We start from the raw sequence: 20,699 nt of genomic DNA, 5'->3' as shown, positions 1-20,699 counted from the left end.
TCTATCGGTTCAAAAGAGCGCCTGCCGCGCCGGAAAGCAGAGCGGGCACCACAGTCCGCTCCAGCAGAATACACACACAAACAGCGCCGAGACACAGCGCACATCGGACCAGACAGTCCCGGCCCCACAGAACCCTGCCCTTTCCCTCTCCCCGGACCCGGGCGGCCAGGGCGCGGGCGGACAGGATACTCTGTACCCCCAGCACGAAGAGAGCAGGCAGAGACAGCACCCCGCCGACGCCAAACACCAGGCTGGCCAGCAGCCAGCCGGCGCCGCCGAAGGCCCGCACAAAGGAGGCGATGGAAAAGGCCAGCAAAAATCCCCGCAGGGCGAAGAGCACCGGCAGGCCCAGCACACCCAGCGCAGTGAATCCCAGCAGCAGGGCAAAGAGGGGCCAGCGCAGCGTGTCCCAAATCTGAGCCCACAGCGCGGGAACATCTACGGCACCCTCCTGTGCGGCCAGCAGAAAGGCCTCCAGATACTGATTCAGGCTGGCTTCACCAGCGCCGCCCACCTGGGCGGCCAACAGACAGCCTGTCAGCCCACCGGCCAAAAAACAGGCCGACAGGATGATCAGTGCCGGGACGATCCCGTCCCTGGGCACATTCCAAGCGGCCACAATGGTCCTGCGCAAAGGCTTCACCTCCTAACAGAAGCCTATGCGCCAGACTGGTAAATCAGACCTGCCTGTTTATTTCTTGGTATAATCATAGCTTAACACGGAGCATCGTGCAAGGTGCGGCAAGAAAAAAAGTCATTTTTGTCGATTATGCCGAATACTTATGTAAATCATATTATGTCTACCAGCGTACCAACCAGTACGGCGAAGCCCGACAGCGGTCCCCTCTCCCCCTGATTTTTCTAGGAAAATGAGCCTTTTTTACGACAAGGAAAATTCCTTGTCACCCCGTTTTGCCAGCCCCTCCCCTGTCCGGAACAATCGATCGGCCAGGGGTTGCTCTCGATTGGCACTCATCCCGGTAAAACAGAGAAAAGCCCTGCCGCTCAAGGGTTTCCGCCTTGAACAGCAGGGCTTTCTGCGCTGATTACACCGATTACAGATAGTATAATTACGTTTTGTATACCCCTTAATCGGCCATACCGGCATCGATGGCCTTGAGGGCGATGGCGCACTCCAGACGCTTGCGCTCCAGCTCACAGCCCACCTTGTGGGGGTGCTTTATGTCGCCGCCGACAAGCAGGTTGGAGGCGGAGCAGCCGCCGGAGCAATAGAACCGGGCCCAGCAGTGGGCGCACTCCTCCCGGGTGTAGACGTTAAGACCGGCAAACCGGCTGGACAGGCTGTTGTCAAAAGTGCCGTCCTTCACGCTGCCCAGCTTGTACTCCTCGTTGCCCACGAACTGATGACAGGGGTAGATGTCGCCGTCAGGGGTGATGGCCACATACTCGCAGCCGGCGCCGCAGCCCCGCAGCCGCTTGATGACGCAGGGGCCCTGCTGAAGGTCCACGTTGAAGTGGAAGAAGTTGGTCTCCCGGTGGTCCTTCAGATACTCAGCCAGCTTCTCATACTCCGCCTTCAGCTCAGGCAGATCGGACTCCTGAATGGCGTAGGGGTCGGTCTCCTTCCCTACCACCGGCTCCACGGACACGTTCTTGCCGATGGCGGCCAGTTCCTTCACGTCCTCGGCGAAGTCCTTGTGGAAGCGGGTGAAGGTGCCCCGCAGATAGTAGTCCTTGGTGCCCCGTCCGGCGATGAGCTTCTTGAACTTGGGCACGATGACATCATAGGAGCCCTTGCCGTTGATGGTGGGCCGCAGATCGTCGTTGACCTCCTTGCGGCCGTCCAGGGACAGCACCGCGTTGGACATCTCACGGTTGATGTACTCGATGTTCTCGTCGTTCAGCAGTACGCCATTGGTTGTAATGGTAAAGCGGAAGCACTTGCCATGCTCCCGCTCGATGGAGCGGGCATATTCCACGGTGGCCTTGACAGTATCCATGGCCATGAGGGGCTCGCCGCCGAAGAAGTCCACCTCAATGTTGCGGCGGTTGCCCGACTTGGCAATGACGAAATCGATGGCCTTTTTGGCGGTTTCGATGTCCATGGTCATGCGCTTGCCGGTTCCGAAGTCGCCGGTGGAGGCGAAGCAGTACTTGCACCGCAGGTTGCAGTCGTGGGAGACGTGGAGGCACAGGGCCTTCACCAGGGCCTGCTGCTGCATGGAGGCGGCCTTGTCCCGATCGATGTAGTCGTCGGCCTCGAAGAGCAGGCCCTCCTTTTTCAGCTCCCGCAGCTCCTCCCAGGCCTCGGCCAGGGCGGCGGGATCATACTGAGGCAGGGCAGCGGCCAGAGCCTCGGGCAGGGCCCCATCCAGGCTCTCCCCGTTCTCCTCCCGCTCCGCCAGAGCGGTGAGCAGGTCGTGGGTCAGCTCGTCCAGCACATGGACGGCGCCGCTGTTCACGTCAACGGCGATGCGTACGCCGAGACACTGAAAGGTATGTACCATAAATTTTTGTTCCTTCCTCAGGGCATGGAAAAGGGTGGGCCTACACGCCCACCCTTGCCCTGTTGTTTGTTACCGGTTCTCGCACTTCTGGTTGGCCACGGTGCAAGAGGTCTTACAGGCGGACTGGCAGGAGGTCTGGCACTCGCCGCAGCCGCCGTGGGCGGCGCTCTTCTTCAGAGTAGCGCCGTTGAGCGTCTTGATATGCTTCATTCTGATTTCCCTCCCAAATAGAGACTTTAGGTCATTATACCATAGGGTCTTTCCAATTTCAACGCTTTCTGCGTTTTTTCCGCTTGCTCCCCCGATTGCCGCTCCCCAGCAGACCAGCAGCGGCCCCGCCGCACAGGGACCCGCACAGCAGGCCGATGCCCCCAGATTCCAGGGATACATCCCGGAAGCACAGGGCTCCCAGGGTGAGCACCAGCAGAAAGAGCACCCCTCCGGTGAGCAGTCCGGCGGCCAATCCCCCGCCGCAGCGGCTCACCGCCAGCAGGGCGCCGCAGAAACCGCCCAGCACACACCCCACGATGGTGATCTGATACGTCAGGTCCATGTCCAGCAGACCGCCGGAGATGGCCACCGACGCTCCCAGCAGGAACAGCATACACACGCCCAGGGCCAGCAGCCCGCCCAGCAGGATACCCAGCGCGCAGCGCAGCAGCTTGGCGCCCTGGTCCTCCTCCTTTTTACCCATAAAAACACCCTCCCTTACCACAGGTTCCTGATGAAACCTATGCCGGGAGGGCGTTTCTTATTACTTCTTGTCCTTGGCGTCCTTGGTCTCGCCGGGGCCTTCCTCAGTAGTCTGAGTGCCGCGGGTGGACACAGCCCACTTGGTGAACTCCATGCGCACGCGATCAGAGCTGGTCTCGATCACGATGGTGTTCTCCTTCACCGCGCAGATGGTACCTACGATGCCGCCGATGGTGGTGATCTGGTCACCCACGGACAGCTCGGAACGCATCTTGGCAGCAGCCTTCTTCTTCTTGTTCTCAGGACGGATCAGCAGGAAATAAAACACCGCGATGAGCAGTACCAGCGGGATAATCATGCTCAACATACTACCTGCCCCACCAGCATCAGTGCCGGTGCTGGACAACATCGCGTTGGTGATCTGTGCTGTCAATACAATCCCCTCCGATTTCAACTTTGACGCCATGCGTCATCAGTGGAACATTATAAAACGATTTGCAAGTTTTGACAAGTGTTTTTCGCCATGATTCACAATTTGTTTTAGATTCGTCCGGCCAACTTCTCGGAATATTCCGCCCGGAAGGCCGTGAATTGACCGGCATCCAGAGCATCCCGGATGCGCTGAGCCAGTTTATTATAGAAATACAGGTTATGCATAACGGCCAGGCGCATAGCCAGCATCTCGTCCGCCACGAAGAGGTGGCGCAGATAGGCCCGGGAGAAATTCCGGCACACCGGACAGTCGCAGTCGGGATCGATGGGCCGCTCATCGGTCTTGTACTTCTCGTTGCGGATGTTCATGGCTCCCGACCAGGTGAACAGCTTGGCGTGGCGGGCGTTGCGGGCGGGCATGACGCAGTCGAAGAAGTCCACGCCCCGGGCCACACCCTCAATGATGTTGGAGGGGGTGCCCACGCCCATGAGATATCGGGGCTTGTCCGCCGGCATATGGGGCTCCACCGCGTCGATGATGTCGTACATCACCTGGGTGGGCTCCCCCACCGCCAGGCCACCGATGGCATAACCCTCGCAGTCGATCTTGGCGGTCTCTTTCATGTGCCACACCCGCAGATCGGGGAAGGTGGCGCCCTGGTTGATGCCGAAGAGCATCTGATGGGGATTCACCGTGTCGGGGAGAGCATTGAGCCGGTCATGTTCTACCTTGCACCGCTGGAGCCAGCGCAGGGTGCGCTCACAGGAGGCCTTGGCGTACTCGTAGGTGGCCGGATTCTCTACGCACTCGTCAAAGGCCATGGCGATGTCGCTGCCCAGGTTGGACTGGATCTGCATGGACTCCTCAGGGCCCATGAAAATGCGGCGGCCGTCGATGTGGGAGGCAAAGGTGACCCCCTCCTCCTTGATCTTCCGCAGGCCGGACAGGGAGAACACCTGGAACCCGCCGGAATCAGTGAGGATGGGCCCGTCCCAGCGCATGAACTTGTGGAGGCCTCCCATCTGGCGCACCACCTGGTCGCCGGGACGCAGGTGGAGGTGATAGGTGTTGGACAGCTCCACCTGGCAGCCGATGTCCTTCAGGTCAAAGGCAGACAGAGCCCCCTTGATGGCGCCCTGGGTGCCTACATTCATAAAAACCGGCGTCTGTACCGTGCCGTGGGCGCAGGTAAAGACGCCCCGGCGGGCCTTTCCCTCGGTTTTGATCACTTCAAACACAATAAAACCCCTTTATTTTGCAAGTGTTACTATCATACCAGAAAGCGGAGGAAATGACAACGCCTCAAAACCAGAAAGAGCGGCGCATAGCGCCGCTCTTCCCTGTTTACTTCACGCTGTCCATGGTCTGCTGCACCACCGACTCCATGATGGACGCCGTCATGGCTCCCGGCACATAGCCGTACACGTTGCCGTTGGCGTCAATCATAAAGGTGGTGGGAAAGGCGGAAATACCGTAATAGGCCAGAGTCATGCCGGTGTCGTCCATAAGCACCGGGAAGGTGTAGCCGTTGTCCTCCAGGAATTGCTCGATCTCCTCCTGAGACACGTCCTGTCCGCCGGGATTGGCCACCGCCAGCACCACCAGATCCTCGCTGTTTTCTCCATAACTCTCATACAGCTTCTGGATGTCTGGCATCTCGCTCTTGCAGGGTCCGCACCAGGTGGCCCAGAAGTTGAGAAACACCGTCTTGCCCTGGTAGTCGGACAGAGTGTGGGTGTTGCCGTACTGATCGGTGAGGGTAAAGTCGGGGGCAGCAATCTCAGGCTTGGGCGTGGGCTCAGCCGACGGCTCAGGAGTGGCGCTCTCTGCAGGCTCCGGGGTCTGGGTGGCCTCCGGCGTGGGAGAGACGCTTTCGCTCTGGGTAGGCGTCTCGGTTACGCCGGTCCCTCCCCCAATGCCGGACAGATAGCCGGTGATGCCGTTCATAAAGCCGGTGAAGGTCATGATGCCCATAAGGACCAGCAGGGCCGCCCCCACCTTGCCGGTATACTTGACCACTTTCTGATGGGTCTTGAAGAAGTTGAGCACCGTGCCGGTGAAAATGCCCACCGCCAGGAACGGGATCACAAAGCCGGCAGTATAAACGGCGATGAGCAAAAAGCCCTTGCCGGCGCTTGCGGCGGAAGAGGCCATCAGCAGCACGCTGCCCAGAGTGGGGCCCACGCAGGGAGTCCAGGCAAAGCTGAAGGTGAAGCCCAGCACCAGGGCCACCAGGGGGTTCATTGCCCACTTGTCCAGTCGGAAGGGCAGCCGGTGCTCGGTCTCCAGCGCGGCGGCCTTGCCGAAGAAGCCGAACTGATAGACACCAAAGAGGATCATAATGATGCCACTGATGCGGGCAAACAGGGTCTGATTGCCGCTGAAGAAGCGGCCTGCGGCGGTAAAGCCCAGCCCCAGCACAAAGAAGGCGAAGCTGACACCCACCACAAAGAACAGGGTGTTGATCAACACCTTGCCCCGGGGATAGCGGATATTGCCCTTCTCATCCACCGTCCGGGCTCCTCCCGCCAAATAACCCACATACAGAGGCACCAGCGGGAGCACACAGGGCGAAAAGAAGCTGAGCAGGCCCTGGATAAAGACGGTGAGTACCGGTACGCCGGTCTCAAGCTGCAAATTCATAGGGGTTCTCCTTTTTGTATGGATTCCAGCTGCCCCTCCAGGTCGGAGAGGCGGAGCTGGGCCAGCCGCGCCTTACAGCGCCGGTCCAGATCGTCAAACAGGTGGTCCATCACCCCGGCCATGCCGGAGGCCACCATACAGCCGCAGTCCACGCCTCCGCCGCTGTGCCAGGCAGGTTCCACGAACCGCACCTCCAGAGCGTCGGCCACCGTGTCCAGGGTCACTTTCTCCGGATCAGCCACCATCTGATAGCCGCCGTCGGTGCCGGTGCGGGTGGTCACCAGCCCCGCCTTTTTCAGCTTGGCCATCACCTTGCGGACCCGGGCCGGGTTGGTGCAGATGTTGGCCGCCAGCTCCTCGCTGGAGAGCAAACATCCCCGCTTATCCAGATAGATCAGGGCGTGGACCGCCACACAGAACAGGCCATTCATGGAATGGGATTCTCCTTTACACGCGTTTCAGCAGATAGTCCTCCGCCCAGTGGGCGGCGTTGGCGCCATCGGCAGCGGCGGTGATGACCTGCCGCAGAGCCTTGGTACGCACGTCTCCGGCGGCAAACACACCGGGCACGCTGGTGCGGCAACTCTCGTCTGCCACCAGATAACCCGCCTGATCGGTCTCCACCTGTCCGGCAAAGAGGGCGGTATCGGGCACCCGGCCCACCGCCACAAAGAGGCCGTCGCAGGCCAGCTCACTTTTCTCGCCAGTGACCACATTTTCCAGCTCGATACCTGTCAGGCGTTTTTCCTTGCGCAGGTCTGTCACCCGGGTGTTCCAGAGGATCTCCACCCCTGCCTCCTCCAGGGCCTTATGGTATACCGCCGAGGCCCGCAGGCTGTCCCGCCGGTGGATGAGATAAACCTTCTTGCACAGCTTGGACAAGTAGAGGGCGTCCTCCACAGCGGTGTTGCCGCCGCCGTTTACCGCCACCACCTTGCCCCGGTACATCATGCCGTCGCAGGCGGCGCAGTAGGCAATCCCTCTCCCCCTCATCTCGCTCTCGCCGGGGAGGCCCAGCTCCCGGGGATAGGCTCCGGTGGCCAGGATCACCGCGTCGCCAGTCAGGTCCCCCTCGCTGGTGTGGAGCACCTTGGGAACAGCGGTTAAGTCGGCCCCGGTGACCTCGGCATAGACGGTTTCCGCCCCATACTTCCGGGCCTGCCGCTCCATCTTCTCCCCCAGCTCGAAGCCGTCCACCCCATCGGGGAAGCCGGGGTAGTTGTCGATCACAGAGGTGGTGGCCATCTGGCCGCCGGGAGACAGCTTCTCCACCACCGCCGTCTTACGGCCGCTGCGGGCGGCATACAGGGCCGCCGTGTAACCGGCGGGGCCGCCCCCTACGATGAGAATTTCATACTGCGCCATGCCGTCCGCCTCCTTTTACAGTCCCATCCAGTCGATGATCTGAGCCTTGGAACCGGGGTTCACAATGGGCTCCCCCGTCTCCCCGTTCTTGAAGAGGAACAGGGTGGGAATGACCTCCACCTCAAACTGCTCCTCCAGCTCCGGCTCCTCGTCAATGTTGATCTTGCCTACCACCAGCTGACCATCAAACTGCTGGGCAATCTGGTCCAGCACCGGGCTGATCCGGCGGCAGTAGCCGCACCAGGGGGCCCAGAAGTCCACCAGCACCGGCTTGTCGGAATGAAGCACTACTTCTTCAAAATTGGCTTTGGTAATGGTAATGGGAGTCATATCCATCGTCCTTTCTGTTCCGAATAGCAGGCAATCGCCTGGCTGTATCATATGCTCCTAACTGTAACTTTATTTGTTTCATTTCTATACTGTAACTATACCAGTTACAGTTAGTCTTGTCAACCCCTTTTCCTACTTTTTTGCTGGGCGTTCCAGCGGCGCACCTCCCGTCAGGCAAACGCATAGGCTGTCATGTGGCACAGCCACAAGCCAAGCGGATAAAGGAGTACAATATGAACCACTATCTTCCCTCTGATCGGGAGTGGAAACGGAAACAGGAAGGTGGGGCCTGCTGCTGTCCGCCAGGCTGCTGCCCGCCGCCCTGTCCCCCTCCCTGCCCCGTGCCTGGTCCCACCGGACCTACCGGGGCTACCGGTCCCACTGGTGCTACCGGGCCTACCGGGCCTGCCGGTTCCGGCGCAACCGGTGCTACCGGCCCTACTGGACCCACCGGAGCGGTTTATTAAGGAAAGTCAACTATCTGTAAAAATGCGGTTTCTTGTCAAACCGCCTCGCTATGGGTATTGAGCTCGATAAACTCTCTAATCCGGCGCAACTCGTCGGCAAACCGGAATACAATGCTGATACTGCCTCCCTCATAGACCTTGATATGGTCCACCAGCTCGATCAAAACATCCCGCGTCAACTTTTCGATATTTTGATACTGCCGGAAGGTCGCCAGGAAGGGATTTTCCGTATCAATGCCGTTTTCCAGCTCCCTTTGTTCTTCTCTGAGCCGTTCCAGGACTTGGTTCAATGCCTCGGCCTGTTGTTCGTAGTCCTCTTTCATGTGCCGGTAATCAGAGTGTGTGAGCTCGCCGTCTTTCCAGTCCTGATAGATTGCCTGCTTATATCGGACGATCTTGGCAAGCTCCCGTTCCTTCTGCTCGATGGCATCATGCAGCTTTTTTAACTGGCTCTTGACCAGGGGAGCTTTATTGATCTGCTCAATGGTCTTAGAGAAGTCTACGGCCAAATAGACCTGCTGCTGGATCGCATAGAGGACGGCAGCCTCCAACTGGATATGTTTGATCGTGTGCTTGGTACAGGCACTCTTGGATTGATCCTTATAAGTACGGCAGTAATAATACACCGCATTGCCCACTTTACTGCGGGTCATTGCTTTTCCGCAATCGGCGCATTTCAGAAAGCCGCTGAACGGGTATAATTTTTTCTGCTGGGGGCCTGTGCGGGTGTCCCGCATGAGGAGCCGCTGCGCCTTGTCAAAGGTTTCCCGGTCAATGATGGCCTCATGGGTATTCTCCACAATGTACCATTCATCCTGCGGAACGATCTCCTGCACATGGACTTTGTAGCTTTTCATGCGGTAGCGGCCCTGCACCATGTCACCACAGTACATCCGGTTTTTCAGGATGCCGCCCACCGTCACGGCACACCACAAAGGGTGCTTGCCGGGGTCCAAACTTGGATTTTGATATTTCAACCCAAGGCGTTCCCGCTTGTAAGCGGCGGGACAAAGGACGCCGTGATCGTTCAGATGGCGCACAATGGCGTTTTTGCTCATACCGTCCAGGAACATCTGGAAGATGTCACGGACGACACCAGCGGCCTCCTCGTCCACCACAAGGGCATTTTTATCATTAGGGTCTTTGAGGTAGCCATAGGCGGCAAAGGAACCGATGTGTTCTCCGTTACGGCGTTTCATATCAAATACTTCCCGCACCTTGTCGGAGGTTTCCGCACAGTGGTTTTCATTGAGAACGCCCTGGATCGGTACGGCGATGCTCCGCATATTTTGGGGCTCTTTGTAGCTGTCCAGCGGTTGATGGAACAGGGAGATAAAGCGGACATTATACCGGGGGAACCAGTCATCGAGATAGTAGCCCTGATCGCTGTAATTGCGGAAGGAACGGGCCAGGTCTTTCACGATGACGCAGTTGACGCGCCCCCGCTTAATATCCGAGAGCATCCGCTGGAAGTCGTCGCGCTCGTCATCCGTTGTGCCGGAAATGCCGTCGTCCACATATTCATCCACAATGATGTACTCGTCGCCATCGTTGAACCCGGCGATATGATCCTCGATGATCGCCCGCTGGTTGGTGACACTCTCGGACTCGTCCAGGCAACGGGCGTCCTCTTTGGAAAGACGGATGTAAATTGCAATTCTCCAAACTCTGAATTTTGCTTTGACAGTTTCAACCACAGCCCGGCTTTTCCGTGCCATGTTAGCCTCCTTCCCTATCACATTACACCTATATTATACCGCTTTCCGGGGGTATCATCAAGGATGCCTCCGTAGGGACAAAGTGTCCCAAAGGTGAGCGATAGGGTCAAAGACCGCTCTTTTTCCGCTGGAGGAAGTCAAGAATTGTATCTTGCAGAGACGGCGCATTGTCCGCAAACTCCAGCTTGACACCGAGCTCGCCCACGCGGAAACAATAGGGATTTCCGATGGCGTTAAGAAGATAGGCCGCCCGCAATTCCTGGGGGACCTGGGGATCAAAACACAAACCGCTGGCATCGACCAGTTCTTCCTTGCTGACCTTTTGAATATCCACGCTTGCCAGTTCCGTGAGATCGACCTGTTTTTGCATAGACCATGCGCCTCCTTTCTGCAAGATATATGCGCTGGATAGTTTGTCCTATGCGAGAACGCGCAAGGCCACCACCCCTTTTCGGGTGGTGGCCTTGCGCCTTATCAAAGGACAGAGAAAACTAATACGGACTTTGCTCGTAGTATGCCTGAGCCTCCTGTGGGCTGGTAAAGTCGAGCAGTTCGTGGAGTTCAGACATGACCCGCTGGATTACCGCAGTTTTATATCCACACCGCTCCAAAGCAAGGATCGTGTACCCTCGGCAAACACTCTCATTCCACGGCTCGGAGAGCAGGGCAGCCAGTTCGGTGTCATAGCTCATGGTTGTGCCTCCTTGATTTTTTAGGTTTGGGAGCGCCGTGCGATAGGTTCGGCCTGTCATCAGACAGCAGTTGTCGTCACAGCGCTCCCGCGCATATGGCCTGGTTCCCATCCCAATACCGCACAGAGGGAGAAAAGATTTCCCTCTACTTACCCAGGTCACTTTGAACGCAAATACGAAACAGTCTGCGGATAATTTTTAGAAAAATTTTCGCATCGCACGCAGGCCACGGTCAATGGAGATTTGCACCGCCCGGCAGCTCACATCTTCGGCCAAAGCGATCTCCCGGATCGACCAGCCCAACAGGTAGTGCGCGTCGATCCGCTGCCCCTGAACCGGGGGCAAATGGTTGAGCGCACAGCACAGCCGCCGGTACTGCTCCATCAGGTCCAGGGCAACCTCCGGGGAAGGCTGAAACTCACAGGCGGCGTATTCAATGCCATCATCCACGTCCAAAGAGTAGTTGGCCTTGTTCCTTTTCATACGCCGGTGGTGGGTGACTTCATACCGCTTGTCAGCTCGCAGTTCCTCGGCCACCTCGTCCGTCACCTCTATGTATTCATCGGTCTTGTACCAATAAAAAAACTCTTTCAAGTTGATGGTCGTCATTTGTAATTCCTCCGTTCAGATGGTGGGTTGAAGCAATCTGAACAAAGGAACGGCGGTGATCTGCACCGTGGGAAAATGGGGGCCACTTTGGGACAAAGTGGCCCAAACCTATTATTACATGGCAAAAAACACAAAAAACGACAAAGAGAAGTCCCGCAGAGGCTTGGACCTCTGCGGGACTTCTTTTCAGCGTTATTCGGTTTTCTGCTATCAGGACGCGCTCATATTATGCTCCTTTATTGCCTTGTTGTAGGAAAAGAATATTAGGTTCTTTATAAGATGGTATCCTTGGCGTAGGTGCTCCCCCGCATATGAGGGGGAGCGGCTTGTAGCCTCTGCGCCCTCATGAGGAGAGAAAATCTTCTCTCATATACCGCAAAAAAGCGGGCTAATAGAGCACAGAAACGAAAAATTTTCTTAGGTTCTCCAAGTCGCAGCGAATGGACTCCCAGATGGCTTTCTTATCTATGTATTCTCCCGGGCGATCTGCCGGAAGTCTTAGCTGGGATCAAATCGGCGACCACTCGGCGAATCTGGGCCTCCGGCAGGGAGCTGAGGGCGTCCAGAGCCGCATGAATAGCTCCGCATAATCCCGCAACTCCTGGCCATGGACTCATGGAAGCAGGCCATATATTTGATCCCATCACGCAGTCCATGGGTGAAACGCTTTTTCAGATCGAAGGATATCATTTGTATCACTCCATTCAGATTAAGTCTAAAGATGACATTCTGAACAGAGAACTGGATGGGAGTGACAGCGGGGCGGCTCCCGCCGGACCTTGGGACGCTGTGTCCCAAAGCTGTGGAACTGCGGCAGAATCTACTAATTAAGCGACAAAGGAAAGCCCCGCAGGGGCTGAAAGTCTCTGCGGGGCTCAACTTTGCCAGTATCCAGCTGTTTAGAATCAGGATAAGCTCCTTTATTCGCAGAATCGGAATCCTGGATTAGTTCGGATACCAGGGACGGATTATTCCAAACCCTACTTCACCACATTCTCACAGAAGCGCATGAGGATGGTGGCGATCTCGGCGCGGCTGGCGGAGCCCTGGGGGCTGAGGGTGGTGTCGCTGGTGCCGGTGATAAGGCCGGCGCTCACGGCCCACTGCATGGCCTGCTGGGCCCAGGAGGCCACCTGGCCGTAGTCGCTGTACTCCTGCGCGGCCATGCCGCCCTGGCTCACGTCATAGCCCTTGTACTGGGCGTAGCGGTAGAGCATGACGGCCATCTGCTCCCGGGTGATGGTGTCGTTGGGGGCAAAGGCGCTGCCATCTCCCACGCCGTTGACGATGCCCTCAGACGCCGCCCAGGCCACCGCGTCGGTGTACCACTGGCCGGCAGCCACGTCCTGGAAGGACACGGCGCCGGAAACAGCGGGTTCCTTTTCCAGGCGGTAGAGCAGAGTGGCCAGCATGGCCCGGTTGGTGGTCATGCCGGGGGCGAAGCTGGAGGCGCCGGTGCCGTCCATGAGCCCATTGGCATAGGCGTAGGCCACCGCGTCATAGTACCAGGCGCTCTCCGCCACGTCGGTGAAGGGCAGCTCCACCGGGGTGGGCTCCTCCTCGACGGGCTTGAAGCCGGCCTCCACAGTCACCTTGCTGCCGGGCATGGTGAAGGAATAGCGGCCATTTCCAAGATCGGTGGTGGCCACCGCTTTCCCGCTGGCGTCCGTGACCGTGAGGATATCCAGCTCGTACCCGTTGGCGGGCTTGACGGTGATGGTCACGGTCTCGCCCTTGGCCGCGGCATCGGCACTGAGGGAGATCGTGCCGTGAGTAGTGCCGGCTGCTGTGACGGAGTGATCGGTGGAGACTGCGCCACCGCCGCCACCGCCGTGGTCGTCGTCCGGGTCGTCGGGCTCCACCGGTTTTTCATTTTCGGTGAAGCTGGCAGTCGCAACAAGGGTCTCTCCGCTCTTCAGCGCATCCAAGAAGTACTCGTTGACCTCGGTGTACGTGTCCCCGCCGATGGTCCAGCCGTTGAAGGTATACCCCTCCTGCGCCAGCTTGGGCAGCTCTGTGCCCAAGTCGGCGGGGGTGAATACCCGGGTCTGGTCCCCATCGTCCAGAGGGAAGGTGACCGAGCCGGTCCGGTTGTCGGAGACCACCTCGAACTCGGAGAAGCTGCTGGTCCAGAAGGTGAGGACATGGTCCTTGATGGTGGTGGGCCTGATGTACTCCCACCGACCATCGGAACGGTGGTGTCGGACAAAGGTGGTGCCCTCTGTCAGGGTAATGTCGCTGGGCACCTGGATGGAGACCTCCACCGGCGCGGTGATCTGGTCGTTGGACAGGGTGCCGGAAGCGATGGGCCCGGCAGAAGGACCGGGCTCCCCGCCTGCCTCTTCCCCGTCCTTCGCGTCGGGGACGATCTGATAGACGGGGGTGATGTCCACCTTGTAGGACTCTCCGGGCGTGTACTCCTTCACTTCCAGCCGCTGGGAGACCTCCATTTTGACGCTGGAGACCTCTCCTTCTACCTTATCCAGAGCGTCCTCGACGATCTCCTCCACGGCGGAGGCGATGGCGGCCAGAATGTTGGTGAACTTGTTGTCCACGGAGTTGGCTGCCGTGTTCATTTCTTCTTTCTGCGCGTCCTCCAAATCGGCGGTCACCCCTTCGGCGGGGGGCACCACGTCGGTCTTGCCGTTCGTCAGTGTCACATCGGTGGGCTTGACCGCAAGGCCGCCGGCGTCCACGCCGTAGGTCACGCCGCTCAGGGTCACGGTGCCCGTTTCCCCAGAGGAGACCGTGGCAGAGCCGCTCTGACCGCCGCCAGACACGGTGACGGTGATAGTTTCCTCCGGACTGCCGACCAGGCCGCTGAGCATGATGCTGGTGCCGTCCATGTGGGCGGTGACGCTGCCGTCGGTCTTGCTCAGGGTGATGGTGGGCAGGACGATGGTGAACTGATGGGGCGTCACATCGGCCGCCACCACATAGTTGGGGTTCTGGCTCACGGCGGTGACCTGATAGGTGCCCGGCTCGGTGGCCTCGGGTACGGAGAAGGTCACCTCGTCTCCCTCCACCAGCCCCTCCTTTGCCGTGGCAGTGGGCGCGATGGGCTGGCCGGTGTAGGTGAGTTCCTCACTGCTCCACTCCAGGGCGGTGATCGTGGCCGGGGTGATGACGTACTCTGCCGTGCAGTCCTCGGGCAGGGCGTAGTTGCCGCTGCTCAGGTCGGAGGCCGCCGCCGTGTGCGTGCCGGCGTTCTTCTGACCGCCGCCCGTCACGGTGACGGTGACGGCATCGTCCTCCATCAGGCCGCCCGCCTGGGCGGTGACGCTGGAGGGCTGGCCGTCATAGACCCGCTCCTCCGTGCCGGTCCAGGTGAGGGTGACCTCCTTGGGCTGGACGGTGAGCCGATACTGGCCGGAGAGCTCCCCAGCCGTGGCGGTGATGACGGTGCTGCCCGCACCCACGATGGTCACCGTGCCGGCTGCGTCCACAGTGGCCACGTTGGTGTCGGCGCTGGTGTAAGTAAAGCTGGCGGAGGCGCCCTCGGCGCTGGCGGGGTTGGCAAAGGCCGCGTCGCCGTAGGTGCGGGTGAGAACGCCGTTTTCGCCGCTGTCCTGAAAGGTGACGCCGCCGCCCGCGATGGTCACAGTGACGATGTCGGAGTTGCGGCTGGAGTAGTAGTCCTGTCCGTCCACGGTGGCGAAGGGGCGGACGCGGAACTGGTGCTCCCCGGCGCTCAGGCCGGTAAAGGTGAACTCCGGCTCGTCCACGATGCCCCTGCGGGTCCAGGTGCCGCCCACGTTCTGGTAGACGATGTACTGCTGGGCGCCAGGCGCGCTCTCCCAGGTCAGACGCACGCTGTTGGAGGTGGCGGTGTACGTGAAGTCCTCCGCGGTCAGATCCTGCGGGACCACCTGGTAATTTACCGATACCTCGCCATAATAAGGGCCATCGGAATAGCCTACGATCCGCACGGTGGCTGTACCCACATTTACGTTGTTTTCCCAATAGGGCATGTAATCACCGTAAGTGGACTGGCCGAACAGCTCATAGCCGGTCTCAGGGTCGGTGACAGTGACGGCGGGGCGGCGCGGTTCGCCTGTGTAGTAGCCGTACTGATAGGCCAGCTCGATGTCCAGGGTGGAGATGTCCTTGCCATGGAGCCCGCAGGTTTCATATTCCCAAGTTTCCATGTTGAATACCTGGCGGGTACAAACATGATCCTCATTATAGAGATGGCCCTGACGCCGAGTTTCAGAGAATGTGCGGTATTTATTGCAGTCATGGCACCAGCAGATCAGGTTTCCATTCTCCCAGCACTGAGCGGTGTTGATCGACTCAGCATCATGGAGCAGACCGTCGTCTCCCGCATGATGAAGAGTATCCTCGCCTACGGCAAACCAGCCAGTCATGAGCTTGCCCGCGTTGAGATAAACCTGGCCGCTCTTGCCGGAGGCATTGGTGTAGGCCGCGTAGCCGGTATAGGACGCGGCGGGGATCGTGTAGCCGCAGGAGCAGGTCAGCTGGTCGCTGCCGTTCCAGGTGTAGCTGTGGGTGTGGCTGCCGCTGCCCTTGGTCTTGGTGAAGCTGTCCATCAGCTCGGGGCTGCCGTTGTTGTAGTCGTAGACCTGAATGGTCAGCTCGCTGTCGGTGGTGTCCAGGGTGAGGTAGAGGGCCTGATAGTCGTTGGTGGCCTTGGCGAAATGGAACTCCGGGGTGTCGGTGACGCCGTAGCTTTTCTCCCCCAGGCTGCCGCAGATGAAATAGGTGATGCCGGTCTCCGGGCTCACCACCTGGCCGTCCAGCATGGGCTGGGTGCGGGCGTAGGCGTGGTCGTGGCCGGAGAGGACCACATCGATCCCGGCCTCCTGGACCGCCTCCACGATGGCCTGCTGGGCGCTGCTGCCCATACCGGCCGTCACGTTGGTGTAGTAGGGGGGCTGGTGGGTGACCAGCAGCTTCCAGGTGGCGCCGGAGGCCTGGGCGTCCGCCACCAGCTGATCCAGTGCCGCATCGGAGAAGCTGTTGTAGGCGATGGTGGCCACGAATACGTTGCCTACCTTCATGGAGTAGTAGCTGGAGTTATCCTGGTTATAGATGACGGTATGGGGGTCGATCCCACCCTCCTGCTCGTGGTTGCCCACGGCAAAGAGCCGATCCATGGTCAGGCTCTCCAGCATCCCCATGGTGTTGTTCCAGTAGGAGTAGGAGGAGCCGTTGTCCACCAGATCGCCGGTCTGAATCGCTAAGTCCAGGCCGTCCACACCCGCCTGCTCCAGAATGCCGGAGAGGTTTGCGTTATCGTTTTCCTGCAGATCGCCCATCACCAGGGCGCTGATGCCGGTGTTTTCATAGACGGTGGTGAAGCTGCTGGCCTCGGACCAGTGCTCGCCGTCGCCCACCCGGTAGTAGTAGGTCCTGCCGGGGGTCAGGCCGGTGACCTCCGCGCCGCACACATAGGCGGCGGCGTTGCCGCCGGAGAAGGTGACCAGGTCGCAGTCCGCGCTCTGGGGCTCGGCAGTCTCCAGGGCCTCTTCGCTCTCCGCGATCTGGATGCAGGCGGAGCTCCCGGCATAGAGCGGGTTGGCCAGCCAGCTCACGTTCAGGGTGTCGGCGGCGTCGGCGGCGTTGCGCCACACCCGGGTGGGGGTGCCGTCGGTATTTCCCTGGGGCCAGTAGACCGGGGCCACATACTCGGCGGAGACGCCGCCCTCGGTGTCCTGGGCGGTGACCGTCAGGGAGGTGGTGCCTTCCTTAGGCTCGCAGCTCACTCGGCCGTCAGCGCCGGAGGTGCCCAATTCGGCGCTGCCCGCGTACAGGGTGACGCCGCTGGCCGGCTCACCGCTGGCGGTGTGGCTGATTTGGAACCAGCAGGTGTCCGCCAGGCCCGCCACCATCTGCCCGGAGGTGACGGTATAGGGGGCGGTCACGGTCCAGGAGGGGGTGGCGTTGAAGGTGGAGCCGCCGGCCTGGCCGTTCACCGGGATGGTCAGCGTCGTACCGGTGGCCGCGCCGGCGGGCACGTTCAGGGTCAGGGTGGCCATGGAGCCGGAGTTCACCGAACCGGTGACTGTGAAGGTGAGCTCCTCCGCGGTGCTGTTGTAGCTCATACTGCTGACCTCGCAGGACGCAGCGGGGGTGATTTGATAACCGTCGGCGTAGGCGCGGGGCACGTCCAGGGTCACGGTCATGGAGTCCACGGAGTTATCCCGGGGGGTGAAGTCCAGGTGGATCTGCCCGCCTAGCACGGCAGTGGTCTCCTGAGCGGTGACCTCCACCGGGGCGCCGTCCCCCTCCGGGTCGGCCACGGTGACGGTAAAGGTACGGGTGGCCTCGTTACCGTAGTTGTCCACCACCGAGATGCGGATGGTGTGGCTGCCGTTGGCCAGGCGGATGCCCGCCCGCAGGGTGTCCGCGCCCACGATGACGCCGTCGCCCTCCACCAGGCGGTTGTCCACGTACAGGGAAGCGGAGGCCACGCCGGTGTTGTTGCGGTCGGTCTCGGTACTGTCGTTGAAGAAAGCCTCGATGTCCAGCGCCCCGGAGGCCAGGGTCATGCCGCTGGTCAGGTTTACGGCGTCTCCGCCGCCGGCCTTCACAGTAATGGATTCAATGTCCGGGGCGGAGGTATCCTCAGGGGTGCTGCCGTAGATGAAGGTGATGTTGTCGAAATAGAGCGTACCGCTCAAATTTCCTTTGCTCAGGTTGTTGCCGCTGGAATCAAAGGTAGCCAGGTATTCGGGAATGGGGACCTGGTCGATGGTCACCGTTTCACCGGTGGTACCCAGGGTCACCGTGTCGGGGACCACGGCACCGATGTCGAGCGGGGTGGTGGTGTATCCGCCCGTAAAGCTGGCCACACGCGGGTCATCCTTGTCCACCAGGATGATATTGCCGTTCTCATCGGTCTGGCACTTGACCCAGCCCACGGGGGAAGCCCAGAGCTTGGCCGCGCCAATGCTTTGCTTGGGATTTGCCATCATGACGCGGACGGTCTGACCAGCCGGGATGGTCACCGGGGTTTGAAGCTTGCTGATGTCAGCCTCGAAGTAATGCCAGTTGTCGTCCGCGTTTCGGGCCACATTGTTGGGCCGGTAAATGTCGTTTTCCGTAAAGTCCAGCTGGGAGGCATTTCCGCTGCCGTCCCGGTACTGGAGCCGCAGCCAAAGGTTGGGCGTGTTCTTGGGGATGTATACCCAGATGCCGATCCGGGTGGGATTGCCCAGGTTGGCAAGCTCGATGTCCTCCACGGCACCGAAGCACGCGCCGTCTGTTTTTCCGGCGTTGGTGCTGAAGTCATAATCGACGCGCATGGAGTGTTCGCCAAATCGCACGGGATACCCGTCCGCCTTGCTTACGATTTCAGCCTTGCCCACCTGCCGGCCATCGGTGGTGCGCCCGGCATAGGAGACGCAGGTATAGCCGTAGCCCTCCGCCGCGATCTCTTCCTGTGTTTTGGCTGTTTCAAAGGCGGTGTAAGTTCCGTTTTCATCAAACTGGCCGGCATAGGTTTCAAAGCTGTGGAAAACAGTTGTGTTCTCACTTTCAAAATCCATGGCCACAATGGGGTCTTTACAGGCGTCCACTGTGACGGTGCCGAAAATGCTGTTGTCTGCCTTGCTGGTCACCGTCACTCTGGCGGTGATCGCGGAGGCGGTCTTTTCGGAATCAGTCAGAGTATGGTCGGGTTGCTTCAGGTTGGCCCCAGTATATACGGGATCGCAGGTGAGCCGGTTGTTATTTACCGTTCCCAACGTTAGATACTGCATTTGATCCGGACTGGACTCAACAGTCTCAACTACCGTTTCATAATCATTTTCGTCTGGACCCACCCACTGCCGCCGGGTATACTGCGTCGGCTCGATGGTCCAGGTGAAGTCCCCGTCCTTGTAGTGGACCTCCCGCTGCTGGTAGTACACCCGCAGGCCCAGGTCGGAGGTGTCCCCCTGGCCGATGCTGGCAGTCTCCTCCGCGAAGGTGATCTGGTCGGGGTGGGCGATGGTGATGGTGGTCTGGCCCACCACCTCGGCGCCGCTGTTCAGATAGACCGTCACGTCGCCTTCCGTTCCATTGGAAGTGAAGCGGCCGGTGCCGCTGTCGATGGTGCCGTAGCCGGAGGCCACCGACCAGTAGGTGCCGTCAGGCAGGGGGGCCGGGCCGCCGGACTTGTCCGCGCCCACGGCAGTGAACTGCACGGTGGAGCCGGGGGTGTACACCTCGTTGGCGGGGGAGAGGGCGGCGTGGTCAAACACCCCGTCGGCCTTCACCCGGGAGAGGATGAAGATCGAGGAGCTCACCTGCCGCTCCTGGCCGTCGGAGGGGTTGTTGCGGGTGGTGATCTGGCTGTCGCCCTCCCGGCGGGAGACGAAGGTGGAGGAGCCGCTACCGTCCAGCATCAGGGCGGTGACACAGCCCCGGGCCTTCATCATCTGGGCCACCTCGTACTGGGTGTAGCCGCAGGAGACGGGATAGCGCTGGCCGTAGCACACCATGGACACCACAGTGCCGTCGGCCTTGATACCGATGGCGGTGTAGGTCACGTTGCGCCCGCCGGGCTGGACGTTGACCGCTCCGTCCTTCACCAGCAGGGTGCCGCCGGCCACCGCGTGCCGCAGGGTGGCCAGGAACGCCTCGCTCGTGTCGTTGGAGATCAGGGCGTCCCCGTTCTGGTCGATGGCGAAGTAGTAGCTGCTGCTGGGCTGGTTGTAGATCACGCCGTCGATCATCAGAATGCCGCTGGGCTGGCCGGTGGCCATGTTATAGTAGTCGGCGTTCAGCGCCGCCACGATGGTGGCGTCGGCGTAGTCCTCCGAGCGGGCAAAGTAGCTCTGGGCGCTCTTTGCCTGGTCGGAGACCGTCTGCATCCGCCAGGTGATCTCCTGGTCGGTAAGGATGCCCTCCAGGTTGGCGTAGCCCGCCATGATCTCCGCCTGGTCCAGGTCGATCTCGCAGAAGAAGTCGATGTTCTGGTTCAGGCCGGAGCGTTCGTTAGTATAGGTCACGTATTCCGTGACGCCGGGGGCCAGGGGATAGGCCGTCTCCGACACAAAGAGCCGGGGCTCGTCGGCCTCTCCCTTGAACAGCTCGGTGCCGGAGGCCGTGCCCTCAAAGGAGGACACAGCCAGCACGGAGCCGGGGAGCAGCTGGACCGCCAGCAGCAGGGCTAGCAGCCCGCTGCCGGCCCGCTTGAGCCAGTGTCTCATTGGTACACCTCCTCGTATAATAAGATTCAAAGTTAATAATTTCAGGCATCAGCAGGCATTGAGATGCCCGTGATACAATAGCTGTAGGACAGCAGGGTCAAGCTCTCCACCTCCTTGTTGAGC

General features: G+C 60.0%; 16 protein-coding genes. 1 reads left to right on the top strand and 15 read right to left on the bottom strand.

Annotation, left to right across the window (positions count from 1 at the left end):
* Nucleotide 1: 1 nt before the first annotated feature.
* The 10 genes from B5G06_RS08995 to trxA all read right to left on the bottom strand — a co-directional run bounded on the left by B5G06_RS08995 (nt 2) and on the right by trxA (nt 7,932).
* Complete coding sequence (locus B5G06_RS08995; RefSeq protein WP_242955425.1) at nt 2–643, bottom strand: stage II sporulation protein M; 642 nt, start codon at nt 641–643, stop codon at nt 2–4.
* 445 nt (nt 644–1,088) lie between these two features.
* Nucleotides 1,089–2,468 (bottom strand): thioether cross-link-forming SCIFF peptide maturase, encoded by a 1,380-nt coding sequence (scfB, locus tag B5G06_RS08990; protein ID WP_087188746.1) that lies wholly within the window; start codon nt 2,466–2,468, stop codon nt 1,089–1,091.
* 69 nt (nt 2,469–2,537) lie between these two features.
* The gene (scfA, locus tag B5G06_RS08985) at nt 2,538–2,678 is read right to left on the bottom strand and encodes a six-cysteine ranthipeptide SCIFF (protein WP_087188745.1); all 141 of its coding nucleotides are present in this window, start codon (nt 2,676–2,678) and stop codon (nt 2,538–2,540) included.
* Between the two features lie 58 nt (nt 2,679–2,736).
* Entirely contained in the window at nt 2,737–3,162 is a 426-nt protein-coding gene (locus B5G06_RS08980; protein ID WP_242955424.1) for a TIGR04086 family membrane protein, read from the bottom strand.
* Nucleotides 3,163–3,222: 60 nt separating this feature from the next.
* Complete coding sequence (yajC, locus tag B5G06_RS08975; RefSeq protein WP_242955423.1) at nt 3,223–3,594, bottom strand: preprotein translocase subunit YajC; 372 nt, start codon at nt 3,592–3,594, stop codon at nt 3,223–3,225.
* A 107-nt stretch (nt 3,595–3,701) separates the two neighbouring features.
* Nucleotides 3,702–4,832: a tRNA guanosine(34) transglycosylase Tgt gene (gene tgt, locus B5G06_RS08970; protein ID WP_087188743.1), complete on the bottom strand. Its 1,131-nt coding sequence runs from the start codon at nt 4,830–4,832 to the stop codon at nt 3,702–3,704.
* Between the two features lie 106 nt (nt 4,833–4,938).
* Nucleotides 4,939–6,237, bottom strand: coding sequence for a cytochrome c biogenesis protein CcdA (locus B5G06_RS08965; RefSeq protein ID WP_087188742.1), 1,299 nt, complete (start codon nt 6,235–6,237; stop codon nt 4,939–4,941).
* A complete protein-coding gene (locus B5G06_RS08960; protein ID WP_087188741.1) occupies nt 6,234–6,668 on the bottom strand; it encodes an RrF2 family transcriptional regulator in 435 nt (144 codons plus the stop codon). Before B5G06_RS08960 ends, B5G06_RS08965 begins: the two co-directional genes overlap by 4 nt.
* A gap of 16 nt (nt 6,669–6,684) precedes the next feature.
* Nucleotides 6,685–7,602, bottom strand: coding sequence for a thioredoxin-disulfide reductase (gene trxB, locus B5G06_RS08955; RefSeq protein WP_087188740.1), 918 nt, complete (start codon nt 7,600–7,602; stop codon nt 6,685–6,687).
* Nucleotides 7,603–7,617: 15 nt separating this feature from the next.
* The gene (gene trxA, locus B5G06_RS08950) at nt 7,618–7,932 is read right to left on the bottom strand and encodes a thioredoxin (protein WP_087188739.1); all 315 of its coding nucleotides are present in this window, start codon (nt 7,930–7,932) and stop codon (nt 7,618–7,620) included.
* Between the two features lie 262 nt (nt 7,933–8,194).
* On the opposite strand from trxA, the gene B5G06_RS14180 reads away from it, so the two are divergent.
* Nucleotides 8,195–8,419, top strand: coding sequence for a hypothetical protein (locus tag B5G06_RS14180; protein WP_204220785.1), 225 nt, complete (start codon nt 8,195–8,197; stop codon nt 8,417–8,419).
* 15 nt (nt 8,420–8,434) lie between these two features.
* Here the strand turns inward: B5G06_RS14180 and B5G06_RS08940 are convergent, their stop codons facing one another.
* The 5 genes from B5G06_RS08940 to B5G06_RS08915 form a co-directional block, all read right to left on the bottom strand.
* On the bottom strand, nt 8,435–10,117 hold the full coding sequence (locus B5G06_RS08940) for a recombinase family protein (RefSeq protein WP_087188737.1): 1,683 nt from the start codon (nt 10,115–10,117) through the stop codon (nt 8,435–8,437).
* A 106-nt stretch (nt 10,118–10,223) separates the two neighbouring features.
* Nucleotides 10,224–10,487 (bottom strand): DUF6870 family protein, encoded by a 264-nt coding sequence (locus B5G06_RS08935; RefSeq protein WP_087188736.1) that lies wholly within the window; start codon nt 10,485–10,487, stop codon nt 10,224–10,226.
* A gap of 121 nt (nt 10,488–10,608) precedes the next feature.
* On the bottom strand, nt 10,609–10,809 hold the full coding sequence (locus B5G06_RS08930; protein WP_087188735.1) for a hypothetical protein: 201 nt from the start codon (nt 10,807–10,809) through the stop codon (nt 10,609–10,611).
* 198 nt (nt 10,810–11,007) lie between these two features.
* On the bottom strand, nt 11,008–11,418 hold the full coding sequence (locus tag B5G06_RS08925) for a sigma factor-like helix-turn-helix DNA-binding protein (protein WP_087188734.1): 411 nt from the start codon (nt 11,416–11,418) through the stop codon (nt 11,008–11,010).
* Between the two features lie 980 nt (nt 11,419–12,398).
* Entirely contained in the window at nt 12,399–20,576 is an 8,178-nt protein-coding gene (locus B5G06_RS08915; RefSeq protein ID WP_087188732.1) for an S-layer homology domain-containing protein, read from the bottom strand.
* Nucleotides 20,577–20,699 lie beyond the last annotated feature (123 nt).

The organism is Flavonifractor sp. An52 (assembly GCF_002159385.1).
GTDB lineage: Bacteria > Bacillota > Clostridia > Oscillospirales > Oscillospiraceae > Flavonifractor > Flavonifractor avicola.
Note: the sequence above shows the minus strand (reverse complement) of the source record. Positions and strands in the feature narration are given on the sequence as shown.

What these genes read in the sequence shown, in the direction of transcription:
- scfB (WP_087188746.1), bottom strand. Translation starts at nt 2,468, where the DNA reads ATGGTACATACCTTTCAGTGTCTCGGCGTACGCATCGCCGTTGACGTG.
- scfA (WP_087188745.1), bottom strand. Translation starts at nt 2,678, where the DNA reads ATGAAGCATATCAAGACGCTCAACGGCGCTACTCTGAAGAAGAGCGCC.
- B5G06_RS08980 (WP_242955424.1), bottom strand. Translation starts at nt 3,162, where the DNA reads ATGGGTAAAAAGGAGGAGGACCAGGGCGCCAAGCTGCTGCGCTGCGCG.
- B5G06_RS08965 (WP_087188742.1), bottom strand. Translation starts at nt 6,237, where the DNA reads ATGAATTTGCAGCTTGAGACCGGCGTACCGGTACTCACCGTCTTTATC.
- B5G06_RS08960 (WP_087188741.1), bottom strand. Translation starts at nt 6,668, where the DNA reads ATGAATGGCCTGTTCTGTGTGGCGGTCCACGCCCTGATCTATCTGGAT.
- trxB (WP_087188740.1), bottom strand. Translation starts at nt 7,602, where the DNA reads ATGGCGCAGTATGAAATTCTCATCGTAGGGGGCGGCCCCGCCGGTTAC.
- trxA (WP_087188739.1), bottom strand. Translation starts at nt 7,932, where the DNA reads ATGACTCCCATTACCATTACCAAAGCCAATTTTGAAGAAGTAGTGCTT.
- B5G06_RS08940 (WP_087188737.1), bottom strand. Translation starts at nt 10,117, where the DNA reads ATGGCACGGAAAAGCCGGGCTGTGGTTGAAACTGTCAAAGCAAAATTC.
- B5G06_RS08935 (WP_087188736.1), bottom strand. Translation starts at nt 10,487, where the DNA reads ATGCAAAAACAGGTCGATCTCACGGAACTGGCAAGCGTGGATATTCAA.
- B5G06_RS08930 (WP_087188735.1), bottom strand. Translation starts at nt 10,809, where the DNA reads ATGAGCTATGACACCGAACTGGCTGCCCTGCTCTCCGAGCCGTGGAAT.
- B5G06_RS08925 (WP_087188734.1), bottom strand. Translation starts at nt 11,418, where the DNA reads ATGACGACCATCAACTTGAAAGAGTTTTTTTATTGGTACAAGACCGAT.
- B5G06_RS08915 (WP_087188732.1), bottom strand. Translation starts at nt 20,576, where the DNA reads ATGAGACACTGGCTCAAGCGGGCCGGCAGCGGGCTGCTAGCCCTGCTG.